This window comes from Pseudoalteromonas sp. P1-30 (assembly GCF_001400005.1).
Taxonomy (GTDB): Bacteria; Pseudomonadota; Gammaproteobacteria; order Enterobacterales; family Alteromonadaceae; genus Pseudoalteromonas; species Pseudoalteromonas atlantica.
In genome coordinates this window covers 222,257-245,699 of the sequence record NZ_LKBC01000001.1, presented here as the reverse complement: position 1 = coordinate 245,699, position 23,443 = coordinate 222,257, and the positions used below count along the sequence as shown (strand labels likewise).

The following is a 23,443-nucleotide window of genomic DNA, read 5'->3' as shown; positions in this document are numbered from 1 at the left end:
TTTTAGCTCATTTAATAAATAGCAGGCGCGCACACCTGCATATGCAAATAACAACTATTTGCATTATATTGCGCATTTGTAAATTTATGCAACATATTATCGTTACTTAATAAGCGAACAAGCTCCTTTTTATTCGCATAATCAATGTCTGTTTATTTATAAAATTACATTTTTGAGCATACTTGGTATTTAGGTAGGCAAATATGATGAGCTAAAACTGTTTTTAAATAATCCAAAAATAACTGCGTTATCATACTGATCAGTGCTTAACTGCTTAGCCCATTAAAATAACGGCTAAACAGGCAAATTTTTAACTTTAACAGTCAACAAACTCTATAATTATTGTTATTTTGTTAGGGCATATGCAAAAAGCTAATTGCCCCTAGGCAGGCTCTTTTAGCAGCTGTTAAACAAATCACTATACATTGATAAAATAAGAGAAATTTATGAGCGATAAAATCAATCCAGACGCGTTACACGCACTAAAAATTGCATTTACTTACATGCCGCAAGCAATTGAAGTAACAAAGTACGAATATGGCGAGCACTATCAAACGGTGCTTGATCATATTGAAGCCGTGCGCGAAGTGTTGCTTATAAACGATGTAGACCCAGAAGAAGTAGGCGGCGACATAAACCCAGAATACACGCCTAATTCTACCTATTAATGGGAAAAGTTTGCTAATTGAGCAAAACAATTAAGTTCGCGTGTTGATAGCCTAACACCCATTACTCAATATATTGCTCAGCGGTTTACGCCTGTTGGTATAAACTGTTAAAAACATATAAATAAATGTGCCTATCTGCCGATACGCATAACGATATAAAATACAATTAAGGTAACTGCGGTGAACTTTTTAAGGCGTTTTCACGATATAGTCTCAGACCAAACTCTGGATTTTAATTCTAAAATTAAAAACCTACTCGCGTTTGGCCTAGAAGTGTTCAGCCTTGATGTAGCAATAATTAGTAAAATTGATGCTAATACGTACACAGTATTACATGCTCTAACACCCGATAACGCCTTATTACCCGGTACACAATTTGAGCTAGATGGCACCTATTGCGTCCATACGTTATCTGCGGGCTCGGCGCTATCGTTTCATAAAGCCTCACAAAGTACGATTGCAACTCACCCTTGTTACATAAATTTTCAACTTGAGTCCTACATTGGCGCACCTATAAAAGTAGCCGATAAAACTTTTGGCACGGTTAACTTTTCATCGCCTAACGAGTCAACTGCATTTAGCGACGAAGCCTACGATTACATTGAGCTATTTGCCCAGTGGTTAGGATCTGAATTTGCAAAAATAGACACGAAAGAGCAACTTTTAAAAAATAGCTACACCCTTTCAAAGCTCGAAAACATCGCGAATATCGGCACTTGGGAGGTCGATTTAATCGAGAACAAAGTTTATTGGAGTAAGCAAACTAAACGCATTCATCAGGTAGCCGATGACTACCAGCCAATAGTTGATAACGCAATTGAGTTTTACAAAGAGGGCCCCAGCAGAGAAGCCATAAATAAAGCGGTAGAAAACGCCATAAACAAAGGTGAAAAATGGGATTTAGAACTTGAGGTTATCACTGCACAAAACCAAGAAATTTGGATTTCGACTTTTGGCGAAGCCGAGTTTCACGAAGGTAATTGCATAAGGCTATTTGGTACATTTCAAGACATTACCGAATCAATCTTACTTAGAGAAGCGCTAAAAAAGAAAAAAGCCGAAGCAGAGCATATGTTAGAAGATAGAAGTATGCTATTTGCTAAAATTAGCCACGAGTTACGCACCCCCCTAAATGGCATAACTGGCATGCTCACCACCTTAATAGATGAAAAAGACACTGAAAAACGAGACGAAAAAATAAAAATAGCGCTACGCAGCGCTGATATTTTACTTAATATTATCAACGAAGTACTTGATTTTTCTAAAATTAATCATGGTGAATTAAAACTAGAGCCAACCGATGTACTGCTTAAAACCATATTTAGTGATTTAGCCTCTTTATATACCCCGTTATTTAAAGAAACCCATGTTGAATTAATCATAGAAAATACAATTGATGATAGCTGCTGGGCCTTTTGCGACAGCACACGCCTGAGCCAAATTACCTCTAACTTATTAAGTAACGCATTAAAATTTACCGAGCAAGGCCATGTAAAACTTAAAACACAGCTCATAAATAATAACGATGCGCTATCTCTTGGTATTACAGTTTCTGACACTGGTCGCGGAATGACCCCTGCCTTTTTAGAGTCTTTATTTTCGCCGTTTACACAAGAGGTTGACGCTAAAAATAATAAAGGGGGCACAGGGCTTGGCCTAGCAATTATAAAAGAGCTTGTAGAATACATGGGCGGCACAATAAAGGTGACAAGTGAGCAACAAAAAGGCTCAACGTTTAGCATTAATATTCCGCTAGAGCTTGGTAAAGAGCAAGTAATAGACGATATTAAATCAAAAATTGAGTTAAACAGCCATTCGCTCAGTGTACTTATTGTTGATGACAACGATATAAACCGCCGTGTGCTTGATGCCTCTCTTGATAAGTTAAACGTAAAAGCCGACTGCGCCATTGATGGCCAAGACGCTATTTTTAAGTGTAAGCAAAAGCATTACGACCTTATTTTTATGGATTGCATTATGCCAATCCTGGATGGTTTTGAAGCCACTAAAACGCTGAGAGCACAACGTATTTGCCCTAGCGAAAGCACCTACATTGTAGCGCTAACTGCTAATACATCGTCGCAAGATAAACTAGCTTGCCAGCAAGCAGGCATGGATATGTTTGTCTCTAAGCCGTTTAAGCTTCCGCACATAGAAAAAGCGCTTTCTAATGCCTTAGAACATACAGCTAAAGTAAATTCGCTTTAATTTAGTAAGGACATACTATGAGAAATATAATAAGAACATTACTTTTTACTGTACTGTTGTTAGCCATATTTAAAGGCATTTCTACAGGGCAATGGGGTTCATCAATAATCGTTGTTATTGTATCAAGCGTATTGCTATTAGTTACGTTTATCAATGGGAAAGCATCACGTAGCTCTTCAACTTATACAAGCAATGACTCTTCAATTTATGCTAGTAATAACTCACACTCTAATAATGATTGCGGTGGGGATTCTGGTGGCTGTGATTAATAAAGATATTGTTATAAGCATTAAAAAAGCCGCCTTTGGAGAGGGCGGCTTGGGTTAACAAACAGCTTTTGGGTGTACCTATTGCTGTTACATCAAGAGACGATTTGCCTATTAAGCTGCATTTTGGTCTTGGTTGCTTTGCTCGCTATGGCGAATTAAGTAATCAAACGCCCCTAAGCTTGCTGTTGCACCACTACCCATTGCAATAATGATTTGCTTAAACGGCGTATTTGTCGCGTCACCCGCACCGTAAACGCCCGGTAATGAGGTTGCGCCTTTAGCGTCAATTTCTATCTCGCCAAACTTGCTTAGTGTAAGGTCGCTCTCTTTTAACCATTCGGTATTAGGGATCAAACCTATTTGTACAAAAATACCTGCAAGTGCTAATGATTTTTCCTCACCTGTTACACGGTCAGTGTAATTAAGTCCGGTTACTTTTTTACCATCGCCTACTACTTCAGTGGTTTGCGCATTTTTAATAATAGTGATGTTGCTTAAGCTATTCGCTTTGCGGATAAGTACTTCGTCAGCGCGCAGCGTGTCAGCAAACTCAAGTACCGTTACATGCTCTACAATGTTAGCTAAGTCGATAGCCGCCTCTATACCCGAGTTACCACCACCAATAACGGCAACAGGCTTACCCTTAAATAGCGGACCATCACAGTGTGGGCAGTAAGCTACGCCATGGCCGCGATATTCTTGCTCACCAGGTACGTTCATTTCACGCCAGCGTGCACCGGTTGCTAAAACAAGCGATTTAGCTTTTAAAGTAGCGCCGTTTTCAAGGGTAATTTCATAACCATTACTACCGCGACCAAGCCCTGCTGCGCGTTGGTTATGCATTACATCTACATCGTATTCTTTAACATGCTCTTCAAGCTGAGCAACAAGCTTTGGACCTTCAGTGGCTTTAATCGAAATAAAGTTTTCGATAGCCAACGTATCGGCAACTTGGCCACCAAATCTATCGGCGACTATACCGGTGTTTAACCCTTTACGAGCAGAGTAAATAGCGGCTGAGGCACCCGCAGGTCCGCCACCGACTACTAATACATCAAACTCGTCTTTTTCGCTTAGTGCTGCAGCTTGCTTAGCAGCGCCTTTAGTGTCTACTTTATTTAAAATGTCGGTCAGGCTTAATGCACCTTGGCTAAACGGTTCGCCATTTAAGTACACAGCTGGTACTGCTAAAATATTGCGCTCTTCTACTTCGTCTTGAAAGAGTGCGCCGTCAATCATTGTTGCTTTAATTTTGCTATTTGTTGCTGCCATTGTATTTAGCGCCTGCACTACTTGTGGGCATGTTTGGCAACTTAAGCTTATGTAAACTTCAAAATTAAGTTCTTGATTGAGTGATTCTATTTGTTCAATGTCTTCGCTTTTTGCTTTGCTTGCGTGTCCGCCAGTGTGTAAAAGCGCTAACACTAAACTTGTAAATTCGTGACCCATTGGTACGCCAGCAAACGTAATGTGGGTGTTTTTTTCAGGTGAATGCACAACCATAGATGGGCGACGTGCGCTCGAATCGGGGTTGCTCACTACCGTGAACTTGTCGCTTAGCGAGGCTAAATCGTTTGCTAAGCTTTCTACTTCTGCTGATTTTTTGCTGTCATCCAAGGCAATAAGCAGCTCAACAGGTTGAGTAAGCGATTCAAAATGGCTTTTTAATTGATTTTTAATGTTGTTATCTAACATGGCTTAACCCTTTTTAGGAAAATTTAAACAGCAAGCCTCCCATGCCAACTAATGCATGTGCTAATGAGTCCGAGTTGAGATAGGAGGCACCAACAAACGAAATGATGTTGGTTTAAGGGCAGTTACCTGCCCTCATAAAAGTGGGTAAACCTATATTTAGATTTTACCAACTAGGTCTAGTGAAGGAGCAAGTGTGTCTTCACCTGGCTGCCAAGATGCAGGGCAAACTTCACCGTCGTGAGTTGCAATGTATTGTGCAGCTTGTACTTTACGTACTAACTCTTTAGCGCTACGGCCAATACCTAAATCGTGAGTTTCGATTACTTTAATTTCGCCTTCTGGGTTCATTACAAAAGTACCGCGAAGTGCAAGGCCGTCATCTTCAATCATAACGCCAAAGCTGCGAGTAATACGGCCAGTTGGGTCGCCAATCATTGGAAATTTAATTTTACCAATAGTGTCTGACGTGTCATGCCATGCTTTATGCGTGAAGTGAGTATCAGTTGATACTGAGTAAACTTCTACACCCATTTCTTGTAGCTGCTCGTAGTAATCAGCAACATCGCCAAGCTCAGTAGGACATACAAACGTGAAATCTGCAGGGTAAAAGAAAAAGATTGACCACTTACCTAGTACGTCTTTTTCAGACACTTCTACAAAGTCACCATTGTGGTATGCAGTTGCGTTAAAAGGTTGAATTTTTGTGTTGATCAATGAAGTGCTCATAGTATTCCTCATTTATATTTAAAGTGTTTTAAAGTTACTCAACGCAGCCAAAATGTGTGGCCTTTCGCGTTGGCTTGATTAATACAATAAGCCCATTGGTAAACTAAATAAAATTGATTGTTTAGATTAAAACAATCGATTTTTAAGATTGAACTATCTAGCTCTTCTATTCGTAAACGATTTATTACCTTTAAGTGCTAAGAATACTGCTACAATAGCCGCGCTAAAAAACACACAACATAAGGCATGCTGTAATGGAAAAATTTGTTAATCATATTCAACTTGGCTATTTGGGGTTACTACCCTTTTTGGGCTGTGTAGCGTGGCCGCTTATGTTTGGCAGTAATAGCGTTAACTTGGAGTTTTTTACTTTTTACAGCATTGCCATACTGGCATTTATGGCGGGCAATTTATGGCGCGCTGGGATGCAAAGCTACAGCGATGCAATTAAAGCGGTTGTGCCTGTTATACCCGTACCATTTTTATCGTTTATCCCGCTGGAGTGGGCGCTTGCCTGGTTAGGGGCTAGTTTTTGGTTAGTTCTTATCTTTGAAAAAGCCACACCACAATGGCAAACCTACCATCGCGATTATCAAAAAATGCGCTTTATTCTTACCTCAGTGGTATTTGTGTGTCACATACTCACCATTGGTATGAGCCTTTACCCAAAATAACCTTGCGCTGCTTAACCTACTAGGCGTAATAGTGTAACATCCGCGCACTGCTATTTAAGGACGCACCATGATTGATACATTACGCCAGCAGCTTAACGAGCTTGGCGAAAACTACGTAGAAAAAAACGCCGCTTTTAAAATTAAAGTTATTCCGTTTTTTTGCGCTATTAGTATTAAAAAAGATCACAAAAATGAAGGCCGGCTCAGCTTTTACTCAAACCAATTAATAGAAATACTGTTAGTGGTGTTATTTATATTGTTTGGGCTTACGCTTTATAACCCAGAGGCGGGTTTTACACATGGTCCTATTCATATTGTGTTTGCTATTTTAATTACCTTTAATTTAATTTTAAAACAAATAGCCATTGAAGGGCTTAAAACACGCCTTGCATTTCATCGTTTGCATGGTGCTAATACAGCGCAAAATACTCAAATTGCAGATCAAAACACTCACAAATCTAATTAAGTTATGTATTTAAATCCTAATTGGCGAATTCTCACCGTAGGCGATGGCGATCTATCGTTCTCTAATGCGGTGTTTAATCATATAAAACCGGCAAAGTTAGTCGCATCTACTTATGATAGCGCCGAAACCATAGAGCAAAAATACCAGCACAATGCGCTAAGTAGTTTAAAAAAGTGTCATGTTGAGGTTATTAATTGCTTTGATGTAACGGACCCTTTATGTTGGCAAAAATTAGCTGCGCACCAGCACAGCTTTGATGTGGTTATTTTTCAGTTTCCGCTTATTCCAGCCTTTGTAGGGCGCGAAGCATTTGAAAGCAACACTCAAAAAACCAGCATGAACGTGCTTAATCGCGCGTTACTACATCAATTTATTAAATACGCTAACAAATACGCGCTCGACAAAAGCGGCCCTATGCTTTGCTACATAACCTCAAAAGATGTAAAACCCTATCGCGAGTGGAATATTGAAGGCAGCTTAAGTAATGGCCTTGAGACTAAATACGCGGGCCAAATGCCTTTTGATATTAACCAGTTTGATGGTTACAAAATAAGAAACGTAGACCGTGACAAACACGTAAAAGACACCAGTGGCATCACTTATGTGTTTACGCCTAAAGCAATCTCGGCGCAATCTGACGAACTAAGCACGCACCTTACAAAGCCTGCGTATTTAGGTGAAAATCATTGCTCGCTTTGTCGGGTAGGCCCTTTTATTGCTACCGAAGATGAAAACAAACACCTTAACGCTAAAAAGCACCAACAAATGCTTAAACTAGAAGATGACTGGCAGGCGTGGCTTACTGACTTTTACACCACACTTTATAACCCTGTTTTATAGCTCAATTTAATTAAATCAGCGGCCTTTTCAGCAATAGCAATAACAGGTGCGTTTGTGTTACCTGTTACTATGGTTGGCATAATTGAGGCGTCAATAACCCTTAAGCTGCGTATCCCGTGTACTTGTAGTTTGCTATTAACCACCGCCATATTGTCGGTGCCCATTTTACAGGTGCCCACAGGGTGATATTCGGTATCGGCAGTTTGGCGAATAAATTCAATAAGTTGGGAATCGTTATTTACATCAAGCGGGTAAACAAAGTTACCACGAATTTTATCAAAGGCGGGGCTTTGCATAATACGCAGCGCTTTTTTAAGCCCTGCAAGCATAAGCAATAAATCATCAGGGTGGCTTAAATAATTAGGGTCGATAAGTGGCGCACTGCGTGGATTGCTATTGGCAAGCCTTATTGTCCCTCGGCTTTTGGGGCGCATAATACTACTGTGAATACTATAGCCATGGCCAAAGTGAACTTTGCGACTATGATCGTCCACCAACCCAATTACAAACTCAAGTTGAATATCTGGCGCAGGCGAATTATCCAACACATTAATAAACGCATGTGACTCAGCAAAATTACTGGTTAACACCCCGCTGCGTTTACTAAACCACTGCGCACACCCTTTAATAATACTTGCAGCGCCTTTTACACTTACCCCAAAGGTGCCTTTTGCTGTATTTGCTTTACACAAAGGCACCACGGTTAAGTGATCTTGTAAATTACCCCCTACTCCTTCCAGAGCATGTTCCAGTGGTATGTTATGCGCTGCTAAATGCGCTTTAGGGCCAATTCCTGAAAGCATTAACACTTGCGGAGAGTTAATTGCTCCGGCGCTTAAAAGCACCTCCTTTTTGGCCATTAATGTGGTAATTTTACCGCCGCGCTCAAGCTCTACGCCGTGGGCAACCTTATTTTTTATTATAATCTTATTAACATGGCTGTGGGTAAACACACTAAGGTTAGGCCTATCTAAGTGCGGTGTTAAATACGCTTTTGCAGCACTACAGCGCTCACCATTATGTTGCGTAACCTGCGAAAGCCGTGCTCCATGTTGCTCAGCGCCATTGATATCGTCATTTAACTGTATTCCTTGCTCAACACACGCTTTTAAAAAGCAAGAGTTTACCGCACTTGGCTTAGTCAGCTCTTGCACATGCAATGGCCCTTTTGTGCCATGTAACGCGTTATTAAACGTTTTATTGTTTTCGGCTTTTATAAAATAGGGTAATAAACTGTTGTAGTCCCACCCAAGGTTGCCATTTTGTGCCCAGTTATCGTAATCGTATTTATTACCGCGTATATACACCATGGCATTAGTAGAGCTTGACCCACCTAGCACTTTGCCCCGCGGCACAAAGCCACATCGGTTATTAAGCGCCTTTTGCGGTACCGTGTTGTAATGCCAACTATTTATGCCGTATGGCACACTGGCCGCAATACCCGCAGGCATTTGTATTAAAGCGCTCTTATCGCTACCGCCAGACTCTATTAAGCACACACTTATATGCTGATCTTCTGATAAACGCGCTGCCAGCACACAACCTGCACTGCCTGCGCCAATAATAATATAATCAAACGTGTGGTTACTCATAGGTGCCTTTGCATCATCACTATTTAGTTCTTATTGGTAGCTGCTTTTGCTTTGTGCATCCATGCAGTTGTAAATAAGCAGTTTTATTGCAGCATGCTATTCGCTCTATAGTGCATAGATTAAATCCTAAAAACTTGATATTTTTAGACACCCTCTTTAATTTACAGCGCCAGTGTATGAGCAGCCCAATACGTGCCACCTCTTTATATTCAATAGACTCGTTAATTAAAGAACTTGGTGCAGACCCAGCAAGCGTAATGAAAACCTGTAAGGTCACTGTCGACTTTAATAACCTTGAAAACCAATATTTACCCTACTTGAGCTATGCAAATTTATTAGAGTACTGCAGCCACACCCTTAACTGCCCAAGCTTTGGGCTTAAATTAGCAAATAAACAAAACTTTGATATTTTAGGCCACATAGCCATAGCCGCTAAAAGTGGGACTAATTTAGAAGAAGCGCTTAGCTGGGTGGTTAAATATTTACACTTACACAGCCCAGCATTGTGCTTAACAACGCACTCATTAGATAATGACGAGAGCTTATTTTTATCGTTTGAATTTAACTTAAAGCCCCTGCCACAAATAAACCAAGCCATAGAGCTAACGCTTGGCTTAGCCATGAGCATAATTAAAAAATTAAGTAATAATCAGTGCAAGCCTCGCACTGTGTTTTTACCGCAAAAGCTGGCAACTAATACACATGCATACAAAACCTATTTTGGCTGTAAAGTAATAGAGCACCGCAACAGTGCGGGCATTGTAATAAACAAAGCCGACTTATCGATAAAGCTTAACCACAATGAGCTTAATAAAACCGACGCGGCCTTTAATTTTTTAGCTAAACGCAACGAACACAGTCACTCATTACCTGCCCAAGTAAGCGCACTCATAAGGCCAATGCTGCCTATTTATCAGTGTTCAAACCAAACTATTGCCGAGGCACTTAATATGCACCCGCGTACCTTGCACCGTGAATTAGCTAAACATAACACCAGCTTTGTAAAACTTAAAGACACCACACGTCGGGCGCTGGCAGCGCATTACTTGCTTCAGAAACAATACTCTATCAGCACTATTTCAATGCTTTTAGGCTATCACGAACAAGCTACCTTATGCGCAAGTGTTAAACGCTGGTTTGGGTATTCTCCACGCGCATACAGGGCAAAAAAAATGTTAAAGTAACGGCTCTTATTATTTAAGCTAAGGAGCAGGCATGAACTTTGTCATTGTCGGTACAAATTTTATTAGTGATACCCTACTAAGCGCAGCAAATACGTTACCTGCATTTAATTTATACGGTGTGTGCTCACGCAAGCAATCAAGCGGCGAAGCCTTTTTATCTAATCACCCCAATACCGATGTAAAAATTTTCACCTCAATTGAGCAGGTATGCCAAGACCCCGATGTTGATGCGGTGTATATTGCAGCGCCAAATAGCCTACACAAGCAATATGCAGTAATGTGCCTTGAAGCAGGCAAACATGTACTAGGCGAAAAGCCTTCAGCCGCTAATAGCCAAGAGCTAAACGCTATTTTAACTGCAGCTAATGCCAATAAACGCCTTTACATGGAAGCAATGATGACCACGCATTTGCCAAACTTTGCGCGACTTAAAAATGCGCTGAGTAAAATTGGTAAACCCCGTAAGTTTATTGGCCAATACAGTCAGTACTCATCACGTTACGATAAATACAAAAACGGCGAACGCCCAAATACCTTTTTACCCGAATTTGCCAATGGCGCTTTGCTCGATTTAGGTGTGTATCCGCTTTACCTACTTATAGCACTTTGGGGCGCTCCACAGCGCGTGAGTGCCAGTGGGGTACTATTAGATACAGGCGTAGATGGCGCAGGCGACGTATTATTAAATTACGATGATAAACAAGCCGTTATTAGCTACTCTAAAATTTCTCAAGGCGATAACATCACCGAAATACAAGGTGAGCGCGGACGCTTACGAATACATGCCGTGTCGCAGTTAAAACACATAGAGTTTGTTGCCAATAACGGGGAGGTTGAGGTTATTTCTGATAAATTTGATGAGCACTTTATGAAATACGAAGTTGCGCACTTTATGCAAACCATAAACGCGCAAAAGCGAGAGTCGGATGTTAATACACATCAGCTTGCCCGCGACGTAATGAACGTACTTGATACCGCAAGAAAACAGCTTGGGGTAGTTTACCCTAATGATAAAAACGCAGCAGCGGACTAAAGTTGACCCCCATCCGTGGGCAATCAAGGCAAGAGCCTAGTTGTAATTATGTGCTTACTTATTTTTTATTAGGTACAGCTAAATTACACAGGCTCTTTATTAAAGCGTGTAGATTTTTAATGGTTTAATTTGCATAAATCTATTCACCATTCAACCTAGTGCGCCAGTTATTAGGCGCACTAGGTTACTCACCTCGCACCACCATTAACCCGCGCCTAGATTGCACACATTTCAATCCATTAAAGTTAGCTTGCTCTAAGCACGCTTATATAAATGAGCAAAGTTAACTTAGCACACAAAAACATGACCAATCAAGCTAGCCAATTATTAAAATTTATACTAAATTGGTAACATAAATAGGTTAACACTCATTTATAATATTATATGACCGTTACATCACTTTAGAATTTTGACATAATAGTGAATTTTGGGGTAACCTCTGCTAATAACAGTAGGTTTAGGCTATTTGAGCCTATTAGCCGCTATTCCTTAAGGTAATAAAGGTAGAATATGGGAAACCGTCGCTTATTTTGGCGCATTGTTGATAAAGTTGAAGCTTTGATAAACCAAGGAGAGTTTTCTGCTGGGAGTCGTTTACCACCAGAGCGAGAACTTGCCGACATGTTTGACGTAAGCCGCCCAACAATTCGTGAAGCTATTATTGCATTAGAAGTACGAGGCCGCGTAGAGGTTAAAACCGGCTCAGGCGTTTATGTAATAGAACAACAAGAAACATCTGTAAAAACAAAAGAGATCAGCGCTTTTGAGCTAACACAAGCTCGCGCACTCATTGAAGGTGAAATAGCTGCACTTGCCGCACAATCAATCACCGATGAAGAACTAGCTCAATTAAAGCAAACGCTAATAGCCATGGAAAAAGGCTTATATGTAGAACAAGCAGACCGCGAGTTTCACGAAATTATAGCGCGTGCTACACGTAACAAAGCCCTTGAGTATGCAGTGGCAAATTTATGGGATTTACGTTTAAACAATTCACAAATTGTGGCTGATTATGGCAGTGTATGTAAAAACAATAACGATTGCGTAATGGATGAGCACACCGCTATTTATAATGCGCTGCAAACACACGATGCAAGCGCCGCACGTACCGCAATGCATAAACACTTTAACCGTTTAATTAATGCATTATTTGACGCGGTAGAAGCGCGTGCGCTTGAAGAAATCAAACGTAAAAATGATGAAAAACGTGGCCTTTATTCTTTAGATGGCCTAGTTAAAAGTGCTAGCAAAACACACTAAAACGACCTAAACGTTTATGAGCCAGCGATCTATTCGCTGGCTTTTTTATTTTAAGGCACTCAGCGTTTGCCTTTAGTTATGCATAATCAGCTACGCTAATTCATCGCACATATTAGTCACTCCCTCCCAAATTTAATTTGTATGCCTTACAAGCTATTACTTAGCCAATAAAAAACAGATACACTGCGCAAAACTAGACGATTGTTACCAAGGAAAATAATGCAATCATCCACTAAAGACTTTTTGCTCGCGTTTGTGTGCGTTATTTTAGCAATGATCACAATTCAATCTGGTGCCTCATTTGCTAAGCAGTTATTTCCGGTTGTTGGCCCCGAAGGCACTACTGCACTTAGGCTTGGCTTTTCTGCACTTATTTTGTGTTTAATATTTAAACCGTGGAAACACCTACCAGCTAAGGGGAATCGGTTATCAATTGTGGTATACGGTTTAAGCCTAGGCGGAATGAACATTTTATTTTATTACGCCATTGAACGTATCCCTTTAGGAATTGGTGTGGCGCTTGAATTTACCGGCCCATTAGCGGTGGCGTTATTTAGCTCACGCGCTAAGCGCGACTTATTTTGGGTGGCGTGTGCAATTGCGGGTATTTTACTGTTACTGCCCGATATGAGCAGCCAAGAAAGCCTAGACCCAATTGGCGTAATACTCGCTCTAGGTGCCGGTGCTTGCTGGGCAGCCTATATTTTATTTGGCAAAAAAACCGGCACACAAAGCTCAGGCGGCGCAACGGTCGCACTCGGCATGACCGTAGCAGCCATTGTACTTGTACCTTATGGCGGCATATTACAAAGCAGTGCGTTTACATGGAGTGTTATACCGCTGGGCATTGGCATTGCTATTTTATCAAGTGCACTGCCCTATACACTTGAAATGGTTGCACTGCGTAATATGCCCGCTCAAGGATTTAGCATTATGCTAAGTCTAGAGCCTGCATTTGCCGCTCTTGCTGGGTTTATTATACTTGGCGAGTTATTAACCTTGTGGCAATGGTTGGCTATTTTATTGGTGATTATAGCTTCGGTGGGTAGCTCATTTTCGAGTGTTAAAAAACAATAATCGCCTCTATAAAAAGGCCAGCACATAACTGCGCTGGCCTTTTAAATAACAAAATTTTATGTAACTTGTATCGCGCTACTTTTTACTTGTCATTAAATATCCGACTAGTGATATAACTGGCATACCCGCTGCCACTAACGCCACGCTTTCCCAGCCACCAGCCTCGTATAGAGGGCTTGCCATTAACGAGCCAAGCGCTCCGCCTACAAAAATACTGGTCATGTATATGGCGTTTAAGCGGGCTCGGCTTTGCGGCTCTAGTGAATATACCACCCGCTGACCCAGCACCATATTTGCCTGCACAGCAAAATCAATAAATATGCCCGTAAGCGCTAAAATAATAACGCCGTGCGGAAGCTCAAATATACTGGGTAAAAAGCACGCAGCAGCAATCACTTTTGCAAGTAACGATAACTGATGCGTGTAACCTTTGTCGGCTAAACGCCCAACAATAGGGGCTGCAATAGCACCAGCTGCGCCTACTAAAGCAAATAAGGCGATTTGTGATTGCGATAAGCCATATTCTCTGGCTAATACAACCGGTACGCTGGTCCAAAATAAGCTAAAAGAGGCAAACATAAGCGCCTGATACAATGCCCGCTGACGCAGCACTGGCTGCTGTATTATTAGCTGCTTAAGCGATTTTAATAACTTAAAGTACGTTGTATTGTGTGCCGGTTGCCTGCTCGGTATAGCAAAATATATAACACTGGCTATAAATGCCATACAGCCTGCGGCAAAATAAAATACGGCTCGCCAACCAAAGTGATCGGCTATTAAGCTTGAAACTGGCCTGGCTAATAAAATACCCAATAACAACCCCGCCATTATATTACCCAGTACTTGCCCACGTTTTTCATCTGACGATAAATGCGCAGCAAGCGGTATTAATACTTGCACCGATACAGAGCTCGCCCCCACCAATAAGCATAATAGCAACATTACACTTGGGCTTTGCGCCAAGCCTGCGCCTATTAAACTTAAAAATGTTATGGCTAAGGTAATGAGCATTAAGCGTTTGTTTTCGACTAAATCAGCCAATGGCACTAAAAAAAACAGCCCCATTGCATAGCCAATTTGTGTAAGCGACACAATAAAGCTGGCGCTGTGCGCACTTAAACCAACATCGGGCGCTAATAGCTCAATAATAGGTTGGGCATAATAAATATTTGCCACAATAAGGCCACAGCACAGAGCAATAATGCTCACTAAGGTATTACTTATTTGCACTGGCTGTGCACGTGATTGGTTCATAAATAACTCTAATTTATAAATAATAAAACCCACTGCATATAAATGCAGTGGGTAGCCATGGTAAATGTAAAAATGTAAGTTACTTAATAGGTGAAGGCTGCCCATGTGGGCTAGATCGCAAGTACTGCTTAGGCGCATTAACGGTTGCACCAAGCTGCGCTGCAGCATGCCAAGGCCAATGCGGGTTATACAAAATACCTCGCGCTAGTGCTACGCCATCGGCTTGCTGCTCGCTAATAATATCTTCAGCTTGTTGTGGCTCCGTGATTAAACCTACGGCTATTACCGGCATACTTACTACCTCTTTAATAGCGGTTGCAAATGGTACCTGAAAGTTAGGTTTAACCGGTATTTGTTGCTCTGGGCTTAGCCCTGCTGTACTTACGTGAATAAAATCGCAGCCAAGCTTGTCTAATGCTTTAGCAAGCTCAATAGATTGTGCTAAATCCCAGCCACCTTCTACCCAATCAGTAGCAGAGATACGAATGCCTACCGGTTTATGGCTTGCAAATTCAGCTCTTAATGCTTTAAACACCTCAAGCACAAGGCGCATACGGTTTTGCAAACTGCCCCCGTATTCATCATCACGCTTGTTTGAAAGTGGCGATAAAAACTGATGTAACAAATAACCATGCGCACCATGTAGCTCAATTAAATCAAGCCCTAGCTCATCAGCGCGCTTTGCTGCACTGACAAAATCGTTTATTAGCTGGGTTATATCCGATTTTGTCATAGCCTTTGGCTGGTAGGCGCTGTCATCGTAGGCAATGGCAGAAGGCGCAAGTGTTTGCCAGCCGTTGTCTTCGCTAGGTGCAATTGCACCACCGCCATCCCACGGTTTTTCAGTAGATGCTTTTCGCCCTGCATGCGCAAGCTGAACGCCAATAGGCATAGGACTGTATTGCCTAAGCGCTTTTAAGCTTTTGCCCAGTGCTTGCTGGGTTTCGTTATTCCAAAGCCCTAAATCGGCGTAACTAATCCGCCCCTCAGGGCTTACCGCGGTGGCCTCTAAAATTAATAGTCCTGCACCACTTAAGCTCAATTGCCCTAAATGAATAGTGTGCCAATCACTGGCAGACCCCTGATTTGCTGAGTACTGGCACATAGGCGCAATAATAATGCGGTTGTCTAAAGTGAGTTCACCGAGCTTTAAAGGTGAGAATAATTGGCTCATAAATATTCCTTAAATACGCGTACTTTAGTACGAAATGCTATAGCTTACGGTATGAAGGGTTAATGGGGATCAAACTTCACTTTTATAGTGCTAAAACGTGAATAAATACCGTTGAGCAAAATATTCAACAGGGCCTTATAGGTTTTTTAACCGTATTAATACATTTAGGTAATTAACCAATATGAATGGCTATTTACATTTGCTCAACGAGTAAAATATGCTTCCTTGTACCTTAATTAGCCAATTACTTGGATGTTATACATATTTATATAATTTTTTGTTGTGTAACTAGCTATATTTATTCCAAAAAAGTGAATTAAAATTCAATTTTAATATTCCCACCACTTTAACTCCCTGATAAACTGGTTAACTTATATTAACTGGTGTTAAATTTTGAATCTGGGGATCACTTTTTATGTTTAAACCAAGCTTGCTAACCTTGGCTATTTCGAGCGCTGTATCTAGCGCATTTTTATTTTCTAACTCGGCTGTGGCACAACAAGAAACCACCGCTAAAAACAAATCACTCGAAGTAATCGAAGTTACAGCAACAAGACGCAGCGGATCTGTACAAAATGCACCGCTAAACATTACCGCACTTGATGCCGATGTAATGAAAGATCAAAACATTGGCGAATTAGCCGATGTAGCGCGTTGGGTACCTGGTTTAACAATTACCGATCAAGGTGGTCGCTCAGGCTCACCGATTATAGTTCGTGGTTTAAACACTAACTCGTCGGGTCCATCATCAGATGGCGGCACCGTAGCCACATACGTTAACGAAATTCCAGTGTCAGTTGATATGCGTTTAGTTGACATAGAGCGTGTAGAAGTACTTATTGGGCCACAAGGCACATTATATGGTGCTGGTACTTTAGGCGGCGCAATTCGTTACATGCTTAAAGAGCCAGAGCTTGATTTTACAACGGTAGAAATATTTGGTGATATGTTTCAAACCCAAGAAAGTGACTCGTTAGGCGGCGAAGGCGGCTTTATAGTAAACCTGCCACTTATTGAAGATGAACTTGCAGTACGTGCAAGCTTGAACGTATACGAAGACCCAGGCTTTATTGATTATGCTTACACAGTGCGTGAGCCAGGTGTATCGCTACCGGACCCTGATTGGAGTAACGCCGACGAAGTAAACAACAATATTAAAAATGTTGAAGATGCTAACGGCGAAACAACTACAACAGGGCGTATTTCTGTACGTTGGAAACCAAGCGAAACATTTGAAGGGACACTTAATTACTTTTACCAAAATCAAGACAGCGAAGGCCGTTCAATTGTTCATTACAACAGCCTAAACGATGATAACGGTTTAAGCGATATTGTAGGTAAATACGAGTCGGCTTATCGTTATGAAGAGCCGCGCGAAAAAGAAGATCAACTACTAAGCCTAGAGCTAAAAGCCGACCTAGGTTTTGCAGAGCTTGTATCGGCAACCGGTATTTCAAGCTTTGATGCCGACGGCCAACGTGACCAAACCGATTTACTTATCCGCCTAGATTACGGTTATGAAGAGTTCCCTGCGTTTTCATCATACACACGTGAAATTGACGAAGAAGATACCTTCACGCAAGAGCTTCGTTTAGTATCGCAAAGCGACAGCGACCTAAATTGGATTGTAGGCGCGTTTTACAACAAAATAGAAACAGACGCCTCAAGTAAAGAATTTACCCCAGGCTTTGGTGATTTTGCCGTAGAAAACTTTGGCGCATCGCAATCTCGTCCAGATCAACTTGAGTACTTTTCTGTAGACCGTACAGAAATTACAGAGTCGGCTTTGTTTGGTGAAGTAGGTTACCAAGTAACAGAAAAACTAGATGTAACCATTGGTATGCGTTTGTACCAGTACGATGTTGAATCAGAATCTGCTGTCGACTTCCCGCTATTTAATACCCTATTTGATGGCGCAGCACCTGATGCGATTTCATTAAATTTTGAAAAAAATGAAGCAGACGACAACGGCAGCCTATTTAAATTTAACGCTAAATACCAGTTCACTCCATCAGTAATGGGTTATGCAACGGTAAGTGAAGGCTTTAGAATTGGTGGCTCAAATGGTTTAGCACCGTGTCCTGATCCATTACCAGCTAACCAAGCAGGTTGTGGTAGCCCAGAAGAAATGCTTTACGATGCCGATACCACAACAAACTACGAGCTAGGCCTTAAAAGCACCTGGTTTAGAAGCCAATTACACTTTAACGCCGCTTTATTTAATGTAGATTGGGAAGATGCGCAAATTGCAGGCGCAACAGATGTAGGCCAATTACCGTACTTATCTAACGCAGGCTCTGCCAACGCAAAAGGTATTGAGCTATCTACCCGTGCTATTTTATCTGACTCATTTACCGTGTACGGAACATACGCATACACTAAAGCAGAGCTAACCTCAGACGCCCCATTTTTATTTAATGCCGATGGCACCGATGGCGCAGAAGACGGCGACCGTTTACCGGGCTCGCCAGAGCACCAGTTCTCTATGGGTGTAAACTATCAAACAGATGTATTTAGCGATAAAACCCTTGATATTAACTACGGTTTAACCGCACAAAGCGATGTAATCACAAGAGTAGGCCTGCACGACAACGGTGAAACCCTGCCAGGTTATAGCTTAAGTAATATTTCTGCTAAGTTAACAGCCGATGAGTGGTCAACAACTCTTTATGTTGATAACCTATTCAACAAATATGCATTTACATCAGTACGTCGCTCAGATGCAGATATAACATCAGCAAATGGCGCCGACATACAACGTAACTACGGCCACTATATTAATCGCCCTCTTACGGTAGGCGTTAAATTTAACTACAAATTTGAAATATAATTTATAGTCACTTTTAAACAATGTTATAAGGCTCAAATTTATTTGAGCCTTTTTCTTTATTAACACATAAATAAAACAAACATCATGCAGCCAAACTTAAAGCACCTTCATCAAAGCGCCATTGAGTATTTAAACCAAGGTAATATACAAGGTGCCCATAAAGCCCTCGTTGAATTAGTGACTCAAAAAAGCGACTTTGCCGATGGCTACTTTTTACTGGCCATGGTTAATTTACGCGTAGGGCAAATTCACAAAGCCATAAAGCTAATCGAAAAAGCCCTTAGCCTTGGTAAAAGCATTGAATACACCGCGCAGCTTGCAAAGTGTTACGCATTAACAGGTGAGCTTACCAAAGCCAAAAACACCGCCTTAGCAATACCCGTTGAGCAAATAAAAAAGAGTCTTGATGCCGACACCCTAGGTGTTGCACTTACACAAGCAGGCCTACATAAAGAGGCACTAAACTACTTTAACTGCGCTATTGAACTGGCTAACCATGCAAATAAACCGCAACCACAGTTTTATTATAATTTAGGGGTAAGCGCTAAATTTTTAGGCCAATTTGAACAAGCCAAAAATGCCTTTGAAAGCGCCATTGCGCTAAACCCACTTCACCATGCAAGCCATTTCGCATTAAGCGACTTAACCAAAGCCACACAACAAAATAATCATATAGCGCGCTTAAAAAACGTGTTTGAACAAGTAACACACCCCGATGCAAAATTACACATTGGCCACGCACTTGCAAAAGAGTACCAAGACATAGACAAGTTTGATGATGCGTTTAACAGCCTAGAGCAAGGAAAAGCCACTAAACGCGCTATACAGCCGTTTGATCATAAAAGCTCAGCCGAGTTATTTGAACACATTAAACATTTAAGTGAGCAGCATAAACACGCGCTAACACATGGCAGCCCAACGCAAGAGCCTATTTTTGTATTAGGTATGCCCCGCTCTGGCACCACATTGGTTGAGCGTATTTTATCGAGCCACAGCGACGTACAATCAGCCGGTGAATTACAAGACTTTGGCCTAAGCGTTAAAAAATTAAGCCAAACTCAAACACCGCATGTACTCGATACTCAAACACTCACTAAAGCGTATGAGCTTGATTTTAATCAGCTTGGGACAACGTATTTAAACGCCACTCGCGTAACCACCGGCAGCCATAAGCACTTTATAGATAAACTCCCGTTTAACTTTTTTTATATCGACTTAATAACTAAAGCCCTACCAAACGCTAAAATTATTTGTATGCTACGCGACCCAATGGACACCTGCATTGGTAACTACCGCCAGCTATTTACTATAAATAACCCCTACTACGCGTACTCGCTCGATTTACTCGACACTGCCAAATTCTACAGCCGCTTTTATAAACTCATGCAGCACTTTAGCGCCCTGCACAGCAATATAAAATTAGTAAAATACGAAGAACTAGTCGCCCAGCCCGAGCAGCAAATAAAAGAGCTAGTTAGCTTTTGTAATTTAGAGTGGCAAGCACAGTGTATAGACTTTCACTTAAACACCGCGCCGGTATCTACGGCTAGTAAAGTACAAGTACGCCAACCACTTAACAATAAAGCAATCGGCCGTTGGAAAGCGTTTAAGCCCCATACTAATGCAGCAGTGGAGTACCTTTTAAAGCAAGGTATAGATGTTGAGTAAGTATTTTTTGAAAAACATGAATATGTTCATCATTCTAATATTTTTGTTCTGCACCCATGGTAGTGCTGCGACGACCACTGCAGATATTAAGAATAATAACCCCTCAAAAACTCAGATACCAACTGGTCTAAAGTTACCTCTAAATTTTGAACTATTAACTCAAAAAAAGCTTCTTAACTCACTAAATAAAAACGACGACTGCTATATCAAAGACGAACATCATAACAATCGATTTGTCTCAGTTTTTAAGCTAAGTTCGGGAGGGGAACTGCTTGCATTAGCCTGCCAGACGGGAGCATATCAAGATAGCTATTTAACCTATTATGTCAAGACGTCAACAAATATGGCTTACCCCATAACTTGGTCAGAACCTACTTTTATTGATAATAAGTGGGAGCTAAAGCAAACTAATTTAATTACCGGCAGTATTGAAGTTAGTGAAATAGGGAATGAATTAAAGTCTCTGCGCTTATACTCTGCTTTTGGCTCTTGCGGTTATAAAGTTAATTACACCATTTCGTTCCCACAATTAATTAATCTAAAACCTCGTTTATTACATGCAGACAACGATTGTGGTAATGGCATATTAGTTGATGAATGGCCAATAATTTCCAATTCAGAATAACATCGCTAGTAATTATATTAAGGTCATATACTAATGTGATTAATGCCCCCTGTATGGGGGATTTATCTTTTTTAAATAGCCGCTTTTATAAACTCATGCAGCACTTTAGCGCCCCGCTCAACGTATAGACTTTCACTTAACACCGCCACGGTATCTACGACCATTAAAGTATAAGTACTCTAATCTCTCAACAATAAAGCAATCGGTGATTGAAAGGCGTTTAAAGCACATGCCAGTTCAGCAGTGGAGTGCCTTTTAAAACAAGGTATAAATGCTTGTTAAATGGTTTTATTATCTGTAGTTGAATGCCTGAAAATGCGGCTTTTTGCCATGAGCGTAAATTAGGGCTAACTCATTTTTGCTCAGAAACGAGTTAGAAAATTGATCTTACTTCTTAGGAAATACCATTAATTATAGGCCAGGTAAATTAGAAATAGTTATGGACAGAACTTATTACTCTGGTTATTTTATAGGAACTAACTAGCTGCTCGATTTAGGAAGTAACTTTTTTATCTTAATATCAATTTCTTAACGGTAATATATTAAGCATCTGCTGTCATCTTTAACTAATGGAATACAAATTTTGGCTATATACAATATTAATGAAGTATTCACACCAACTCGGCCTGCAAGAAAAAATTTCATCAAACGGAAACCTCTAGATAAAAGGCTGCAAAGAGCTTTAAAAACACCGGGGATGCAGGTTGTAATATATGGGCATTCAGGTTCAGGTAAAACGACTTTACTTTTAAACAAGTTAAAAGAGCTTAACCTAAAATTTGTAAAAACTAATTGCACTGCAAATATGACTTTTGATGATCTTCTTTCAAATGTTTATATAAAACTTGACAAAGAACTTCCACCCAAAAAAATTGATAAAGAAAAGCAAGTTGGTGGTGGTAAATTGAGTTTAGCTACCATTGCCAGCTTTAACTCGAGTACCACAAGCGAAAATACGACGGAAAGAAGTTTTATTTCACCATTCAGTTCAATAGAGTTGACGTTGTCGAAAACTATAGGTGAGAAAGAGTCCATTTGGGTAATAGAAGATTTTCATAAATTAGAAGTCGATGTAAAATCTAAGCTTGCTCAATTGATGAAAGTATTTATGGATTTATCAGATGAGTATTCTAAGTTAAAAATTGTAGCACTAGGCGCAAAGAATACTGCAAGAGAGGTTGTTGAGCTAGACTCCGAAATGCAAAATCGGGTTTCCGAAATCTATGTACCTCTAATGAATGATGAAGAAATTTGTAAGATTGTAGAAAACGGTACTAATCTGCTAAATATTTCGGCTAAAGAGCATGTAATCAATGATGTTGTAGATCACAGTCATGGCGTTGCATCCATATGCCATCAGCTTTGCCTTTTAATGTGTAAGTCAGTAGACATAGACAGTACAGATGAATATGATTCTGGCGTTGAATTAGATTTCGAAGACTTTAATTTTGCGGCATCTGAGTACATCCAACAAGTTTCAGATACATTAAAGTCCGCATTTCAAAAAGCAATGAAGATACCACGTTCAAATGAAATTTTATCATGTTTGGCTGAGAACGATATTGATGGAGTTGAATTACAAGATCTAGTTGAATACATCAATGAAAATTTTGATGCTGTAGAAATAACCCAAACAACTTTAGAAGAGCCATTATCAAAGCTTTCGTGCGCTGATCATGGCAGTGTTCTAATGTATAATGAACAGTCAGAGAATTATAGTTTCAAAGACCCTTTCTATAGATTGTTCGCTAAGCTTTTTCTTAAAGAATCTCACAAAAAGAAAAGACTCTCAGCTAGTGAAGTTAACAAAATGTTTAATCAATTAATCCTTTCTGCAAAAAGAAGTTATTCGAACCCCAGCAATAACTTAGCTAACTCAACTGATACGTTGTTTAATGACAAAAGCGACATAGATGATGCTGAAAAGCTAAGTAACAAATGGAAAAAATCTCAATCTAGAATAAATAGAACTACTGAATAAAATTTTTGGAGCACTTTTGGTAAAGCCACTTTAGGAAGTGAGATATAACCATTTAAGAAATTGGGTTCTGTCCTGTTATGAGTTGAAAAGGTGGTCCAATCCTCTCTCATAACTGCTTTTTAAAACTATTCTATAAAGATCAAATTTTAAAGCCCAGCCTCAAGACAGGCATAGCATTCGATGCAACCTATCTCCAATTCAAAATGGTTAGTTTACTTA

General features: G+C 40.5%; 19 protein-coding genes. 14 read left to right on the top strand and 5 right to left on the bottom strand.

The genetic code is table 11. From position 1 onward, the window contains the following. The first annotated feature begins 446 nt into the window (after positions 1-446). The 3 genes from AN395_RS01075 (at position 447) to AN395_RS19280 (ending at position 3,145) form a co-directional block, all read left to right on the top strand. On the top strand, positions 447-668 hold the full coding sequence (locus tag AN395_RS01075) for a hypothetical protein (RefSeq protein ID WP_054981775.1): 222 nt from the start codon (positions 447-449) through the stop codon (positions 666-668). A gap of 180 nt (positions 669-848) precedes the next feature. Next, positions 849-2,876: an ATP-binding protein gene (locus tag AN395_RS01070; RefSeq protein WP_054981774.1), complete on the top strand. Its 2,028-nt coding sequence runs from the start codon at positions 849-851 to the stop codon at positions 2,874-2,876. 17 nt (positions 2,877-2,893) lie between these two features. Further along, positions 2,894-3,145, top strand: coding sequence for a hypothetical protein (locus tag AN395_RS19280; protein ID WP_095206591.1), 252 nt, complete (start codon positions 2,894-2,896; stop codon positions 3,143-3,145). 111 nt (positions 3,146-3,256) lie between these two features. On the opposite strand, the gene ahpF is transcribed toward AN395_RS19280, so the two are convergent. Together ahpF and ahpC are read right to left on the bottom strand one after the other, a co-directional pair. Next, positions 3,257-4,840, bottom strand: a complete 1,584-nt coding sequence (ahpF, locus tag AN395_RS01065) for an alkyl hydroperoxide reductase subunit F (protein WP_054981773.1) — start codon at positions 4,838-4,840, stop codon at positions 3,257-3,259. A gap of 156 nt (positions 4,841-4,996) precedes the next feature. Beyond that, positions 4,997-5,566: an alkyl hydroperoxide reductase subunit C gene (gene ahpC / locus AN395_RS01060; RefSeq protein ID WP_004587118.1), complete on the bottom strand. Its 570-nt coding sequence runs from the start codon at positions 5,564-5,566 to the stop codon at positions 4,997-4,999. 254 nt (positions 5,567-5,820) lie between these two features. Between ahpC and AN395_RS01055 the strand changes: the two genes are divergently transcribed. From AN395_RS01055 to AN395_RS01045, 3 genes are all read left to right on the top strand, one after another. Then, complete coding sequence (locus tag AN395_RS01055; protein ID WP_054981772.1) at positions 5,821-6,240, top strand: DUF3429 domain-containing protein; 420 nt, start codon at positions 5,821-5,823, stop codon at positions 6,238-6,240. 67 nt (positions 6,241-6,307) lie between these two features. Continuing rightward, the gene (locus tag AN395_RS01050) at positions 6,308-6,706 is read left to right on the top strand and encodes a hypothetical protein (RefSeq protein ID WP_054981771.1); all 399 of its coding nucleotides are present in this window, start codon (positions 6,308-6,310) and stop codon (positions 6,704-6,706) included. A gap of 3 nt (positions 6,707-6,709) precedes the next feature. Beyond that, positions 6,710-7,546, top strand: coding sequence for a class I SAM-dependent methyltransferase (locus AN395_RS01045; RefSeq protein ID WP_054981770.1), 837 nt, complete (start codon positions 6,710-6,712; stop codon positions 7,544-7,546). Here the strand turns inward: AN395_RS01045 and AN395_RS01040 are convergent. After that, positions 7,528-9,138, bottom strand: a complete 1,611-nt coding sequence (locus tag AN395_RS01040) for a GMC family oxidoreductase (RefSeq protein WP_054981769.1) — start codon at positions 9,136-9,138, stop codon at positions 7,528-7,530. The genes AN395_RS01045 and AN395_RS01040 overlap by 19 nt on opposite strands. Before the next feature lie 176 nt (positions 9,139-9,314). Between AN395_RS01040 and AN395_RS01035 the strand changes: the two genes are divergently transcribed. The 4 genes from AN395_RS01035 to AN395_RS01020 all read left to right on the top strand — a co-directional run bounded on the left by AN395_RS01035 (position 9,315) and on the right by AN395_RS01020 (position 13,692). Further along, positions 9,315-10,322 carry an AraC family transcriptional regulator gene (locus AN395_RS01035; protein WP_054982103.1) on the top strand — a complete coding sequence of 336 codons (1,008 nt, stop codon included), beginning with the start codon at positions 9,315-9,317 and terminating at the stop codon, positions 10,320-10,322. Positions 10,323-10,353: 31 nt separating this feature from the next. After that, positions 10,354-11,355, top strand: coding sequence for a Gfo/Idh/MocA family protein (locus AN395_RS01030; RefSeq protein ID WP_054981768.1), 1,002 nt, complete (start codon positions 10,354-10,356; stop codon positions 11,353-11,355). 510 nt (positions 11,356-11,865) lie between these two features. After that, positions 11,866-12,615, top strand: coding sequence for a FadR/GntR family transcriptional regulator (locus tag AN395_RS01025; protein ID WP_004587131.1), 750 nt, complete (start codon positions 11,866-11,868; stop codon positions 12,613-12,615). A 219-nt stretch (positions 12,616-12,834) separates the two neighbouring features. Further along, positions 12,835-13,692 (top strand): DMT family transporter, encoded by an 858-nt coding sequence (locus tag AN395_RS01020; protein WP_054981767.1) that lies wholly within the window; start codon positions 12,835-12,837, stop codon positions 13,690-13,692. Positions 13,693-13,767: 75 nt separating this feature from the next. Here the strand turns inward: AN395_RS01020 and AN395_RS01015 are convergent, their stop codons facing one another. Next, entirely contained in the window at positions 13,768-14,946 is a 1,179-nt protein-coding gene (locus tag AN395_RS01015) for an MFS transporter (protein ID WP_054982102.1), read from the bottom strand. A gap of 79 nt (positions 14,947-15,025) precedes the next feature. Then, positions 15,026-16,120, bottom strand: coding sequence for an NADH:flavin oxidoreductase/NADH oxidase (locus AN395_RS01010; RefSeq protein WP_054981766.1), 1,095 nt, complete (start codon positions 16,118-16,120; stop codon positions 15,026-15,028). Between the two features lie 415 nt (positions 16,121-16,535). Between AN395_RS01010 and AN395_RS01005 the strand changes: the two genes are divergently transcribed. The 4 genes from AN395_RS01005 to AN395_RS00990 all read left to right on the top strand — a co-directional run bounded on the left by AN395_RS01005 (position 16,536) and on the right by AN395_RS00990 (position 23,224). Further along, entirely contained in the window at positions 16,536-18,950 is a 2,415-nt protein-coding gene (locus AN395_RS01005; protein WP_054981765.1) for a TonB-dependent receptor, read from the top strand. 84 nt (positions 18,951-19,034) lie between these two features. Continuing rightward, complete coding sequence (locus AN395_RS01000) at positions 19,035-20,618, top strand: sulfotransferase (protein WP_054981764.1); 1,584 nt, start codon at positions 19,035-19,037, stop codon at positions 20,616-20,618. Continuing rightward, complete coding sequence (locus AN395_RS00995; RefSeq protein ID WP_054981763.1) at positions 20,608-21,243, top strand: hypothetical protein; 636 nt, start codon at positions 20,608-20,610, stop codon at positions 21,241-21,243. Before AN395_RS01000 ends, AN395_RS00995 begins: the two co-directional genes overlap by 11 nt. A gap of 583 nt (positions 21,244-21,826) precedes the next feature. Further along, positions 21,827-23,224 (top strand): ATP-binding protein, encoded by a 1,398-nt coding sequence (locus AN395_RS00990; protein ID WP_054981762.1) that lies wholly within the window; start codon positions 21,827-21,829, stop codon positions 23,222-23,224. Positions 23,225-23,443 lie beyond the last annotated feature (219 nt).